Source organism: Shewanella sp. SM95, assembly GCF_025653595.1.
GTDB classification, from domain to species: domain Bacteria; phylum Pseudomonadota; class Gammaproteobacteria; order Enterobacterales; family Shewanellaceae; genus Shewanella; species Shewanella oncorhynchi.
In genome coordinates this window covers 319,785-333,176 of the sequence record NZ_JAKKSE010000002.1, presented here as the reverse complement: position 1 = coordinate 333,176, position 13,392 = coordinate 319,785, and the positions used below count along the sequence as shown (strand labels likewise).

Annotated in this window: 11 protein-coding genes; 8 read left to right on the top strand and 3 right to left on the bottom strand. The window is 47.9% G+C overall.

Annotation, left to right across the window (positions count from 1 at the left end):
- Window positions 1-116: 116 nt before the first annotated feature.
- From hrpA to L5M29_RS04210, 7 genes are all read left to right on the top strand, one after another.
- Window positions 117-3,992, top strand: a complete 3,876-nt coding sequence (gene hrpA / locus L5M29_RS04240) for an ATP-dependent RNA helicase HrpA (protein WP_411569030.1) — start codon at window positions 117-119, stop codon at window positions 3,990-3,992.
- Between the two features lie 605 nt (window positions 3,993-4,597).
- A complete protein-coding gene (locus L5M29_RS04235) occupies window positions 4,598-4,756 on the top strand; it encodes a nitrate reductase (RefSeq protein ID WP_028760147.1) in 159 nt (52 codons plus the stop codon).
- A 43-nt stretch (window positions 4,757-4,799) separates the two neighbouring features.
- Window positions 4,800-5,057, top strand: a complete 258-nt coding sequence (locus tag L5M29_RS04230) for a chaperone NapD (protein ID WP_028760146.1) — start codon at window positions 4,800-4,802, stop codon at window positions 5,055-5,057.
- Between the two features lie 2 nt (window positions 5,058-5,059).
- Window positions 5,060-7,549, top strand: coding sequence for a nitrate reductase catalytic subunit NapA (gene napA / locus L5M29_RS04225; protein ID WP_263166573.1), 2,490 nt, complete (start codon window positions 5,060-5,062; stop codon window positions 7,547-7,549).
- 10 nt (window positions 7,550-7,559) lie between these two features.
- Entirely contained in the window at window positions 7,560-8,045 is a 486-nt protein-coding gene (locus tag L5M29_RS04220; protein ID WP_028760144.1) for a nitrate reductase cytochrome c-type subunit, read from the top strand.
- An 8-nt stretch (window positions 8,046-8,053) separates the two neighbouring features.
- On the top strand, window positions 8,054-8,641 hold the full coding sequence (locus L5M29_RS04215) for a cytochrome c3 family protein (RefSeq protein WP_028760143.1): 588 nt from the start codon (window positions 8,054-8,056) through the stop codon (window positions 8,639-8,641).
- A gap of 206 nt (window positions 8,642-8,847) precedes the next feature.
- Entirely contained in the window at window positions 8,848-9,219 is a 372-nt protein-coding gene (locus L5M29_RS04210) for a DUF1801 domain-containing protein (RefSeq protein ID WP_263166400.1), read from the top strand.
- A 124-nt stretch (window positions 9,220-9,343) separates the two neighbouring features.
- Here the strand turns inward: L5M29_RS04210 and asnS are convergent, their stop codons facing one another.
- Window positions 9,344-10,744 carry an asparagine--tRNA ligase gene (asnS, locus tag L5M29_RS04205; RefSeq protein WP_263166398.1) on the bottom strand — a complete coding sequence of 467 codons (1,401 nt, stop codon included), beginning with the start codon at window positions 10,742-10,744 and terminating at the stop codon, window positions 9,344-9,346.
- Between the two features lie 150 nt (window positions 10,745-10,894).
- Here asnS and L5M29_RS04200 point away from each other — a divergent pair, with 150 nt between their 5' ends.
- A complete protein-coding gene (locus L5M29_RS04200) occupies window positions 10,895-11,230 on the top strand; it encodes a hypothetical protein (RefSeq protein ID WP_263166396.1) in 336 nt (111 codons plus the stop codon).
- A gap of 43 nt (window positions 11,231-11,273) precedes the next feature.
- Here the strand turns inward: L5M29_RS04200 and L5M29_RS04195 are convergent, their stop codons facing one another.
- Window positions 11,274-11,861, bottom strand: coding sequence for a CoA pyrophosphatase (locus L5M29_RS04195; protein WP_263166395.1), 588 nt, complete (start codon window positions 11,859-11,861; stop codon window positions 11,274-11,276).
- A 31-nt stretch (window positions 11,862-11,892) separates the two neighbouring features.
- Window positions 11,893-13,305: an aminodeoxychorismate synthase component I gene (gene pabB / locus L5M29_RS04190; protein WP_263166394.1), complete on the bottom strand. Its 1,413-nt coding sequence runs from the start codon at window positions 13,303-13,305 to the stop codon at window positions 11,893-11,895.
- Window positions 13,306-13,392: the final 87 nt, after the last annotated feature.

Genomic DNA, 13,392 nt, shown 5'->3' with positions numbered 1-13,392 from the left:
TCGAGCCAGTGCGAAACTGACACGCCATATACTGAGTGCAGAGTAAATTAGCAATACCATTACGCCACTTTCCTTGCTAGGATCGCCGTTTTTGATGCTAGCAATGGAATTTGGATTTGAACTCAGACAAACATCCGCTATCGAACGCCTTTCTTAATCTTTGTTATCAGAGCGACGCGTCGCGGATCCGTCGTCGTTTATTTAAGCTCAATAAAGAAGCCGACTCAGATAAAAAGACCCAAGTCTTAGCTCAGCTGAGCGAGCAAGCGCAGGCGGCGTTTGAGAAGGTTGAGCAGCGCCGTAACGCTCGGCCTAAAATCCACTATCCTGAAAACCTGCCCGTTTCCTTGATGCGCGATGATATTGCACGCGCGATTGCGGGCAATCAAGTGGTGATCATCGCTGGTGAAACGGGCTCGGGTAAAACGACCCAGTTACCTAAAATATGTTTGGAATTAGGCCTAGGTTGCCGTGGCATGATAGGCCACACCCAGCCACGACGTTTAGCAGCCCGCAGTGTGGCGAGCCGAGTCGCCGAAGAATTACAAAGTCCGCTCGGTGAAGTGGTTGGCTTTAAAGTGCGTTTTGCCGATGCGCTTAAGAGTGACTCTTATATCAAGTTGATGACCGACGGTATTTTACTGGCGGAATTAACCTCCGATCGCAATCTCGATCAATACGATACCATCATCATAGATGAGGCCCACGAGCGCAGCCTCAACATCGATTTTATTCTGGGCTACCTCAAACAAATTCTCAAAAGACGCCCCGATCTCAAAGTTATTATCACGTCGGCGACCATAGACGTTGAGCGTTTTTCTAAGCATTTTAATAATGCGCCTATTATCGAAGTGTCGGGCCGTACCTTTCCGGTCGAAACCCGTTACCGACCCTTAGTGCAAGATAGCGATGCCGATTTAGATCAAATCGAAGGCATTTTTGCCGCCGTCGATGAGCTGGTGGCCGAAGGGCTGGGTGACATTCTGATCTTTATGAACGGCGAGCGGGAAATTCGCGATACGGCCGAACAATTAAGTCGGCGTAATTACCGCGATACCGAAATTTTGCCGCTGTACGCGCGTTTATCTTACGGTGAGCAGTCTAAAGTCTTCAGTAGTCACAGAGGTCGGCGGATTGTATTAGCGACCAACGTGGCGGAAACCTCGCTGACTGTGCCGGGCATTCGCTACGTTATCGACCCAGGTACGGCGCGTATCAGCCGCTATAGCTATCGGACTAAGGTGCAACGCTTACCGATTGAACCTATCTCGCAGGCGAGCGCCAATCAGCGTCAAGGCCGTTGTGGACGTGTAGGGCCGGGTATCTGTATTCGTTTGTACGATGAGGCGGATTTTAATAATCGTCCGGCCTTTACCGATCCTGAAATCTTGCGCACTAACTTGGCTTCGGTCATTTTGCAAATGCTGGCCATCGGCCTAGGTGATATCGCCGGTTTCCCCTTTATCGAGCCACCCGATCCACGCCATATCCGCGATGGTTTCCTGTTGCTCGAAGAATTACAAGCGGTTGAGAGCAAACACGGCAAGCTAGTGCTGACGCCACTTGGGCGCAACTTGGCGCAAATTCCTGTGGATCCGCGTTTGGCGCGTATGGTGGTCGAGAGTCAGCAGTTAGGTTGTTTAAACGAAGTGCTAGTGATTGCCGCGGGCTTGTCGATTCAAGATCCCCGCGAGCGTCCGATGGAGAAGAAGCAAGCCAGTGATGAAGCCCATCGCCGTTTTGCCGATCCCAGTTCCGATTTCGTCAGTTGGATAAACCTGTGGCAGCACTTAAAAGATCAACAAAAAGAGTTATCTGCTAGTCAGTTTCGTAAAAAGTGCCGCGATGAATATTTAGCCTATTTGCGCGTGCGCGAGTGGCAGGATTTATACGCCCAGCTTAAGCAAGCCGTGCACGATTTAAAGTGGCGCTTAAACGATACACCAGCCAATTACGACAGCTTGCACCGCGCGCTCTTATCGGGCTTATTGAGCCATGTGGGTTTTAAAGATAACAATAACGAGTACTTAGGTGCCCGTAATCGTAAGTTTTTTGTATTCCCTGGTTCGCCACTGGCCAAAAAAGGCCCTAAGTGGATCATGGCCGCTGAGCTTACCGAAACCTCACGCTTATTTGCTCGCTGCTGCGCCAAAATCGAACCCGAATGGCTAGAGCCCTTAGCGGCGCATTTGATCAAGAAAAGCTATGTGGAGCCCCATTTTGAGGCAAAACCTGGCAGCGTTATCGCCCTTGAGAATCAAGTGCTCTACGGTTTGACGGTTGTGCACCGTCGTAAAGTGCAATACGGCCCCATCGATCCTGTTGAAGCGCGTGAGATTTTTATCCGCAGCGCTTTGGCAGAAGGGCAGTTACAGACCCAAGAAGCGTTTTTTGTCGCTAACCAAAAGCTGCTCGAAGACATTGAATCACTCGAACATAAATCCCGTCGCCGCGATATTTTGGTGGACGAGCAAGTGTTAGTGGATTTTTACGAGCCGCGGATCCCTGAAGGGATTTACAACGCGCAGCTGTTTTTTGGCTGGTGGAAGAAGGCCAAGCGCGAGCAACCGGATTTACTCGATTTCAGCAAAGCACTGTTAATGCAGCGCAATGCCGACCATATCTCGACCTTGGATTTCCCCGATACGTGGCACAAGGGCAATTTGCGCCTACAGCTAAGTTATCACTTTGAACCCGCGGCGGCGGATGACGGCGTGTCGGTTCACATTCCGGTGGCGCTGCTTAATCAAATCGACGATAGCGATTTTGATTGGCTAGTGGCAGGGCTAAGGGAAGAAAAGTGCATCGCTCTGATCAAATCTTTGCCTAAGAGTTTACGACGTAACTTTGTGCCCGCGCCTGACTATGCCCGCGCTTGTGTGCAGGCCATGGTGCCTTTTAGTGCCAGTTTGCTTGAGGCCATGTGCAAGCAATTATTGCGCATGAGTGGCACGCGTATATCGCCGGAAGATTTTGATTTAACGCAACTGCCCGCGCATTTGCAGATGAACTTTAAAATCGAAGACGATAAACACAACTTAGTCGCCGAAGGTCGGGTGCTCGATACCTTAAAAGCCGAGTTGCAGGGCGTGGTGGCGAAAGCCATTCGTCAGGTGGCGGATAAAGGTATAGAGCAAGAAGCGTTAACTGAGTGGTCCTTCGGCGATTTACCCAAGCAATATCAGCAGCAAAAAGGCAATTATCAAGTGCGGGCGTTTCCGGCGCTGATCGATAAAAAAGACAGTGTTGCGATCAAATTATTTGATGACGAATTTGAAGCCTTAGATGCCCATCGCCAAGGTCTGCGACGCTTATTGCTGCTAAACATTCCATCACCGGTGAAACACTTACAGCAAGCTTTGCCGAATAAGGCGAAATTGGCGATGTATTTCAATCCCTTCGGTCAAGTGCAAATCTTGATTGATGACATTATTGCCGCCGCTGTGCAGCAATTGTTGGATGAAAAAGCCCTCGATGTGCGTAATCAAACCCAATTTGAGCAGGCAAAGGACTGGGTTCGCCAAGAACTCAACCCGACCGCAGAGCAAATTGCCCTGAAGGTTGAGCAGATTTTGACCTTATACCAGAGCATTAAAAAGCGTCTCAAGGGCAAAATTAGCTTAGATATCGCTTTTGCTATGAGTGATATTCAAAGCCAATTAGACAAATTAGTTTTTAAAGGGTTTGTTGAATCCTGCGGTTGGAATCGTTTAGTCGATGTGGCGCGTTACTTAAAAGCGATTGAAATCCGTGTCGAGAAGTTGCCTGTCGATCCGACTCGTGACCGTTTGCATATGCAGAGCATTAACAAGGTGCAGGAAGCATTGAATGCACAATTGGCGAAAGTGCCACGATCGCAGCCGACACCGCCCGCGTTAATTGAAGCGCGCTGGATGATTGAAGAGTATCGTGTTTCCTGTTTTGCGCAGGTGTTAGGCACGGCTTATCCGATATCGGAAAAACGCATTTTGAATCATATCCAACAGGTTTAATGGACTGATGTAAAGGTTGAACTGAGCGCCTTTGTCCGATTAATGTAACAATAACGCGATCAAAAAATGACTAAATAAACCGAGAAAACTAACTATTTTCTCGGTTTTTTATTTTCCCTATGCTTACTCTGCTCACGCGATATACCTCCAGTGATGCGCCATGAAATGAGCGCTTTTTCTGGGTGGCAGCGATGCTTTTATGCCGAATATCTTTCTTTTGGGATCAAGTCGTTATCTCGCATGTTTTAACACCTTTCTATTGCCTACTCCTTTATGAATACTCAGGTTTTTTTGGCGGTTTTTCTGTTGTTTTCTTGCAGTGATTTATCTATTTCAGTCGCTTATTAATCATAAAATCAATTCAATCATCTAGCTTGTAATTGCAAAAAACGTTTAAAAACTGAGATCTGACGAATACTCACATCAAATTGATGATCTGGATCAAGCATCATCCGCTTTACCAATTTGGAGGTATACATTTTGTTAACAACTAAAAGGTATGATCGCTTCGTGATCCAAAGATGCAATAGATATACATTAAACCTGCCGCTGGCGATTTTTTGCAGCGCATTCAAAGTGGCAGGAACACACCTCTTGGAGGATGCATGAGTGCTAGCACCGCAGAAGAAAAATCCTTAGAACTGAAAATCTTTATCTTTTTAACCGTGTTTCTCGCACCGTTATTGTCCGTACTACTGGTCAGTGGTCTGGGCTTTGCTATTTGGTTCAGCCAAATTTTGACGGGTCCACCGGGCGCTGGTTAAACGTAACATCATCAAATAGTTAAAAATAAGAGTGGAATGTCGGATGAGCAAAGAACTCCATATCACCAGTTTAGTGGTGCAGGTCTTACCGCAGAAAATGGCAGATGTTAGACAACAGATAATGACCATTGAAAATGCCGAACTTTCCGTCAACAACGAAGTGAAATTGGTCGTCGTGATCGAAGGCGAGACGCAACGCGCCTTGATGGACAGTATCGAAGCGATCAATGCCATTCCGGGCGTGTTATCAGCCACTATGGTTTACCACCAGAGTGAAGTGCTCGAAGAGGGTGAAGAATGAATATGAACAGACGTGACTTTATTAAGGCCAATGCGGTGATTGCCGCGGCAGGCGCCGCTGGTTTAGCCTTGCCCGCTGGCGCAAGCAACTTAATTACCAGCTCAGAACAAACCAAATTAGAGTGGAATAAAGCCCCTTGCCGTTTTTGCGGCACGGGCTGCTCCGTGATTGTCGCAACTCGCGACGGCAAAGTGGTTGCCACCCATGGCGATGCCAACAGTGAAGTGAACCGTGGGCTCAACTGTATCAAGGGCTATTTCCTGTCGAAAATCATGTATGGCAGCGATCGCTTAACCACGCCTATGCTGCGGATGACAGATGGCAAATACGACAAGCACGGTGAGTTTTCGCCCATCAGTTGGGACAGTGCCTTTGACATCATGGCGCAAAAATGGAAAGAGACCATTAAAGCCAAGGGCCCAACCGCTGTGGGCATGTTTGGCTCGGGCCAATGGACAGTGTGGGAAGGTTATGCTGCCGTTAAGCTGATGAAAGCGGGTTTTGGCTCGAATAATATCGATCCGAATGCGCGTCACTGTATGGCGTCAGCTGTGGTCGGGTTTATGCGCACCTTCGGTATCGACGAACCTATGGGTTGCTATGACGATATGGAAGCCGCCGATGCCTTTGTCCTTTGGGGCTCGAATATGGCGGAGATGCACCCGATCCTCTGGAGTCGAGTGACAGACAGACGTCTCAGTGCCAGCCATGTAAAAGTGGCCGTGTTGTCGACTTTTGAACACAGATCCTTCGATTTGGCCGACTTGCCGATCGTGTTCACCCCGCAAACCGATTTAGCCATTTTGAACTACATAGCTAACTACATCATTCAGAATGATAAAGTGAACTGGGACTTCGTGAAGAAACACGTTAACTTCCGTCAGGGCACAACAGATATTGGTTATGGTTTACGTCCGACACATCCCCTTGAGAAAAAAGCGAAAAATGTTAAAACGGCGGGGGATTCAACCCCAATTGATTTTGAGACCTTTAAAGCCTTCGTGGCGGATTATAGCGTCGAAAAAGTCAGTAAGTTGTCGGGCGTGCCCGAGGATAAACTGATTGCGCTGGCCAAGCTGTATGCCGATCCCGATATCAAAGTGACCTCATTTTGGACCATGGGTTTTAACCAACATACCCGAGGTGTGTGGTGTAACAACCTGATTTATAACATTCATCTCTTGATGGGTAAAATTTCAACCCCAGGTAACAGTCCATTCTCTTTGACGGGTCAACCATCAGCCTGTGGCACGGCCCGTGAAGTAGGGACGTTTTCCCATCGCTTACCCGCCGATATGGTCGTGACCAATCCTGAACACAGAAAGCATGCCGAAGACATTTGGAAGATCCCAAGCGGCATTATTCCACCTAAACCCGGTTATCACGCCGTTGAGCAAAACCGTCGTCTAAAAGATGGCGACTTGAATTGTTACTGGGTGCAAGTGAACAACAATATGCAGGCGGGCCCAAACATCAATGAAGAAGGTTTACCGGGTTACCGTAACCCTGCCAACTTTATCGTGGTGTCCGATGCCTATCCGACGGTGACGACTCAAGCTGCCGATTTGATTTTGCCCACTGCTATGTGGGTGGAAAAAGAGGGCGCCTACGGTAACGCCGAGCGTCGCACTCAGTTCTGGCATCAAATGGTACAGGCACCGGGTGAGTCCCATTCGGATCTGTGGCAGTTGATGGAATTTGCAAAACGTTTCACCACAGATGAAGTGTGGCCAAAGGACGTATTAGCCGCCAATCCAGAGTTCAAAGGCAAAACGCTTTTCGAAGTCCTATATCAAAATGGCCATGTCGATAAGTTTCCGCTTGCGGATGCCGATCCTAAGTATTTGAACGATGAGGCTAAACATTTTGGCTTCTATGTCCAAAAAGGCTTATTCGAGGAATATGCGACCTTTGGCCGCGGCCATGGCCACGATCTCGCCCCATTTGATGTTTACCATGAGGCTCATGGTCTACGTTGGCCTGTGGTCGATGGTAAAGAAACTAAGTGGCGCTTCCGTGAAGGCACAGATCCTTATGTTAAGGCGGGTAAGGGCTTTGAGTTTTACGGTCATCCCGATGGTCGTGCGGTGATTTTCGCGCTGCCCTATGAACCTGCCGCAGAAGCGCCCGATGAAGAATATGATATCTGGTTGTCGACGGGTCGAGTGTTGGAACACTGGCATTCGGGTTCTATGACCCAACGTGTGCCTGAGTTATATCGTGCTTTCCCCGATGCCGTATGTTTTATGCACCCCGAAGATGCGAAGAAACGCGGTCTGCGCCGTGGCGATGAAATTCGCGTGGTGTCCCGTCGCGGTGAAATTAAGACCCGAGTCGAAACCCGTGGCCGCAATAAACCGCCCGTGGGTTTAGTGTTCGTGCCTTGGTTTGATGCTAGCCAGCTCATTAATAAAGTCACTTTAGATGCGACAGATCCCTTGTCAAAACAAACTGACTTTAAAAAGTGTGCGGTGAAGATCGTCAAGGTTTAAGGAGAACACGATGAAAACCCTAAAATTAGTCTCAGCGATCGGTTTATTGGTATTTGGCTCATTCATCATGACAAGTGTGTCTGCCGCCAGTATACCCGAAGATAAAATTGATACCCTGCGCCAAGCGCCTATCAATGTCGAGCCTACGCCACCTGCGATGCAAAGTGTGCGTAATACCGATGTGAAGGAAGTGCGCAGCTATCCCATGCAACCACCGGTGATCCCACACAAGATCGACGGCTATCAGCTTGATCTTAAAGTGAACAAGTGTATGGCTTGCCATGCTCGTAGCCGCATTGGGGATTCGCAAGCGCCTATGGTCAGCGTCACGCATTTTATGGACAGGGACAATAACTTCTTAGCCGAGTTATCGCCGCGCCGCTATTTCTGCACTCAGTGTCATGTGCCGCAGTTAGATGCCAAGTTACTGGTCGAAAACGACTTTGTGGATATGGAACATCTGATCAAAGCCAACACTGAGCAGAAAAAACACTAGGAGTTAGCATGTTAGATAAACTGAAAAAAATCTGGCAGGTACTCAATCGTCCGAGTGTGCATTACAGTTTAGGTTTTTTGACCTTAGGTGGTTTTGTGGCTGGGGTGATTTTCTGGGGCGGGTTTAACACTGCCCTAGAAGTGACCAACCAAGAAGCTTTCTGTATTGGTTGCCATGAGATGGAAAATAACGTCTATCAAGAGCTACAGACGACGATTCATTTCACTAACCGCAGTGGCGTGCGGGCGACGTGTCCTGATTGCCACGTACCGCATAACTGGACCGATAAAATTGCCCGTAAGATGCAGGCATCTAAGGAAGTGTGGGGTAAGGTTTTTGGGACGATTAATACCCGTGAGAAGTTTGAAGATAAGCGTCGTGAACTGGCAGAACATGAGTGGGCAAGGTTAAAGGCCAATGATTCGCTCGAGTGTCGTAACTGCCATAACTTCACTTACATGGACTTTACTCGCCAATCACCCAGAGCGGCGCAGATGCACTCAACATCACTGGCAAGCGGCGAAAAGACCTGTATCGACTGCCACAAGGGGATTGCTCATCATCTCCCTGATATGGCCGGTGTGAAGGGGTTTTAATCTAGGGCACAGTGTTAATCCGTGTGACTTAGCCTTGCTAAGTTGGACAACTCCAGCAAAAGGCCAAGCGTACTCCACGCTTGGCCTTTTTATTTGCACGTCACTATTCTATTTCTTGGGGATGCTTCAATAGGGTGTTATTCAGTCCGATTAGCGCGCTACAATCGCGCTGGGATAGTCTTGCTTGTATGAGAGGTAAAGAGATCATGATGGAAGATCAGCCGCAACTTGAAAAACTGTTAGAAGATATTTTATGTATCAGCCCGAGTCTGTTTGAAATAGTGCAGGGGGTGAGGCAGGAGGTCAAAACCGCCGCTACCACATCGTCGCGGGCCATTACTGAAGCCGTTAAGTACGGCGGTATACTCTTTAGCACCAAAGCCAGTTTTGGTGGTGTGTTTGCCTATAAACAGCATGTTTCATTGGAGTTTAGCTTAGGCGCGAATCTTAGCGATCCACATCAGGTACTTGAAGGCAGTGGCAAATTTCGTCGTCATATTAAGTTGGTGTCAATCGATGATATTGCTGCCAAGCGAGTCGCGGAATATATTGCGCAGGCGTTGAGTCTGGCGGATTAATGGTTTTTTGCCGCATGATGTGACTAAAACGGACGAACAAAAAAGGAGCCGAATATTCAGCTCCTTTCGTTTTGCTAAGGCTTAATAGAGATGTCTTAGCTATGCAGTCCCAAGTTAAGGGAGATTAGAAGTTCGCAGTGCGCGGTGCACGTGGGAAAGGAATAACATCACGAATGTTGTTTACGCCTGTCACGTAAGACACTAAACGCTCAAACCCTAGACCAAAACCTGCATGTGGCACTGTGCCATAACGGCGCATATCACGGTACCACCAGTAATCTTCTTGGTTCAGTTCCATTTCGTCTAGACGCATATCTAGCACGTCTAAACGCTCTTCACGTTGAGAGCCACCGATGATCTCACCAATACCTGGGGCTAACACGTCCATCGCGGCAACGGTTTTACCGTCATCGTTTAAGCGCATGTAGAAGGCCTTGATATCTTTTGGATAGTTCTTCACTACCACAGGGGCTTTGAAGTGTTCTTCGGCTAAGTAACGCTCATGCTCAGAAGATAAATCGATACCCCAAGACACAGGGAACTCGAAGGTTCTGCCACAGTTTTGCAGAATTTCAACCGCATCAGTGTAATCCACTTGAGCAAAATCGCTTGAAACGAAAGATTGCAGACGGTCGATCACAGTCTTATCAACGTGTTGGGCGAAGAAGGTTAAATCGTCCATACGCTCAGTCAATACGGCATTGAATGCGTATTTCAACATAGCTTCGGCAAGGCCTGCGATGTCGTTTAAGTTAGCGAAGGCGACTTCAGGCTCAACCATCCAGAATTCCGCTAAGTGGCGGCTAGTGTTTGAGTTTTCAGCACGGAAAGTCGGGCCAAAGGTATACACTTTTGACAGTGCACAGGCGTAGGTTTCAGCATTCAACTGACCTGATACGGTCAGGAAAGCTTCTTTACCGAAGAAATCTTTATCGTAATCGACTTTACCTGCTTCAGTACGCGGCAGGTTTTCCATATCTAAGGTCGATACGCGGAACATCTCACCGGCGCCTTCGCAATCTGATGCTGTGATAAGTGGGGTCGATACCCAAATAAAGCCTTCTTCGTGGTAGAAGCGGTGAATCGCTTGGGATAGACAGTTACGTACGCGAGCAACGGCACCAATAATGTTAGTACGTGGGCGTAAGTGCGCTAATTCGCGTAAATGTTCAATTGAATGACGCTTAGCGGCCATTGGGTAAGTGTCTGGATCATCAACCCAGCCAGCGACTTCAAGTTCAGTCACTTGCAGCTCAAATGCTTGGCCTGCACCAGGAGATTCCACCACGTCGCCTGTCATCACAACAGAACAACCCGCAGTCAGCTTTAACACTTCGTTGTCGTAATTATCTAAGCTATTGGGCACGACACCTTGGATAGGATTAAAGCAAGAGCCGTCGTAAACAGCTAAAAAAGAGATGCCGGCTTTAGAGTCACGACGGGTTCTGACCCAGCCACGCACTGTGACTTTAGAACCGACGGCGTGCTCACCTTTAAATACAGATGCGACAGATGCAATGCTCATTGTTGCTTAATTCTCCAACGAAACGTTTTATATGAAAATTTTGGAGGTTTATATTACCTTGCTGGTGGCTTTTCTCAAGCTGAAAAAGGTATCCTGAGGTTAATAATATCGATATTGAGCGATATAGTGAGTTAAACGGCGGGAGGCGGTATGAGCAAGACTAGAATATTTCAAATTATCCTTGCGGCCTTATCCATTTTAGGCTGGGCAATTGCCGTCTATGCGCTATTAGTGTTTGGTGACGCGAGACCCGATCGCGAAGTTGGCGATTATTTAACCCGTGGTGCGACATTTAGAGTCCATTGGGATCCACATGAAACCCAATTATTGCAGTATTTGATTTGGGTTTGTGGCGGTATTAGTTTGGTCAGTTTAGCGTTTAACTATTATGTCGCCCACCACAGTCGTATGGGTTATTGGTTTAATATTCCCATGTTGCTGTTAACCTCTATTGTCGCCGGTTTGTATATCCATTTGGTGGTTTAAGCTAGCCTGTTGGCTTGTGGCGGTTTAGTAATGGCAAGTGAAGTCAGAGGATATCGGCAGGAATGCTTAATTGGCGGCACAGATGGTCGATAATCGCGGCAGTCGCACCCCAGATAAACCGTTGTTGATAGGGAATAAAATGCACGCTGTAATAGCGCCCTTGGCGTAAAAAGCGTTTTTGGTGGCGATTATTCGGTTCAATAAAAAAGCTTAATGGCACGGTAAAGCAATCGGCTACCTCACCGGGATCGAGTTTTAAATCAAATGCCTGCTTGATAATGCCTATCACAGGAGTGATTTCAAACCCTGTGAAGGTATTGTGGGCTGGAAACTTGCCCACCACGTCGACGTTATGCCTTGAGAGTCCAATTTCCTCTTCTGCTTCCCTTAACGCGGCCGCAATCGCATCAATATCATAGGGCTCAATTTTACCGCCGGGGAAACTGATCTGCCCCGGATGGGCGCGCAGATGCATAGGTCTTTGGGTCAAAATTAGATTCAGCTCACCGTTAATCTCCAGCAGTGGGATCAACACCGCAGCTTTGCGCAGTCCAAGGTGTGGGAAGGCCGCCGGATCTGGCCGCGCTAACGGGTGCAGATTAAATCTGAGTCTAAATTCCGCTTGATCCATCGACGTTCTCGTGACTGTTTAGTATTAAAGCTTACGGCTTTTGTGACGCAGCGCCAAGCAAAGGTAAAATACGGCTGATCTTATCAAAGGTTTCTTGGTACTCGGCATCCACTTCTGAATCCGCCACTATGCCTCCACCCGCCCAGCAATAGAGTTTGCCCTGTTCGGCCACAATAGTGCGAATGGTGATACTGGTATCCATTTGGCCGTCTTGGCTGATATAACCCATAGAACCACAATAAAGGCTGCGCCGTGAAGGTTCGAGCTCTTCGATAATTTCCATGGCACGAATTTTCGGTGCGCCGGTAATTGAGCCGCCGGGAAACGCTGCGCGCAGTAAATCGCTGGCGCTGTACTTAGCATCGAGCTTGGCCGTTACTGTACTGACAAGGTGATGCACCGCAGGAAAACTTTCAATCTCAAATAGATGCGGTACACGTACTGAGCCTGCTGCCGCCACTTTGCCGATATCATTACGCAGTAAATCGACAATCATGACATTTTCGGCGCGATCCTTTGGTGAGTTTGCCAGTGTATTGGCGGCTTTCACATCCAATGCGGGATCGGTATGACGCGGCAGTGTGCCTTTGATAGGTTTGGTTTGAATATCGTCACCGCGAAGCTGAATAAAGCGCTCGGGTGAAATCGACAAAATCGTGTTTTGCGGCAGACGCATAAAGGCCGAGAAGGGCGCTTTATTGGCATTGCGCAGTTGGCTATAGGCCGACCACTCATCGCCTTGATAATGGGCTTCGAATCTTTGGGTTAAATTTATTTGATAGCAATCACCGCTGTGCAAATAGGCTTGAACTGCTGCAAATTTGGCCGTGTATTGAGCTTTGTCTATTTGTGCTGCCCATGGGCTAGTGAGCATGAATGCGGCGGAATTTGGCTTTTTAGTGATTTTATCTTGAATTTTATTCAACTCAATGTCGAGTGCCGCTTCACCTAAATAGTGCAATAAATACCAACACTGGGCTTGGTAATCAAAAACTAACGCCCAGTCGTAAAAGCCGATGTTCATCTCTGGCAGTTGTATATCTTGCTTGGCCGTTATCGGCAGTGATTCAATTCTGCGGCCTAAATCGTAGCTAAAACTGCCCATTGCGCCACCACTAAAGGGCAAATCACAATCAAAAGATTTTGAATACCAATGGGTTAATAAAGTGTTGAGTAACTCGAAGGGATCACGGTTTGGGTCTATTGCCTCGGGTAAGCTCAAGCTCGTATCGATGAGCTTTATATAGCTACGCTCGCCCTGAGTCACTAACGTTGCGATAGGATTGGCGCAAATGATGTCGAATCTGGCGTCTTGATGCGGCGCGTTCGCCGAATCTAACAGAATTGCCCAAGTGTCATTTGCAAAGTGTTCGAACAGTGCTGCGGTACTTAATGTCCAGTCAAGTTGGCGTGATGCAAGCTGTTTTGACGCCCTAATTGCCATCGATTAACCCTATTCAAAATGTGATGTAGCCCAAAAAGATGTGAAAGAGTATCATATTGGCCCAGAAAGAATTAAACAAAAACAAGT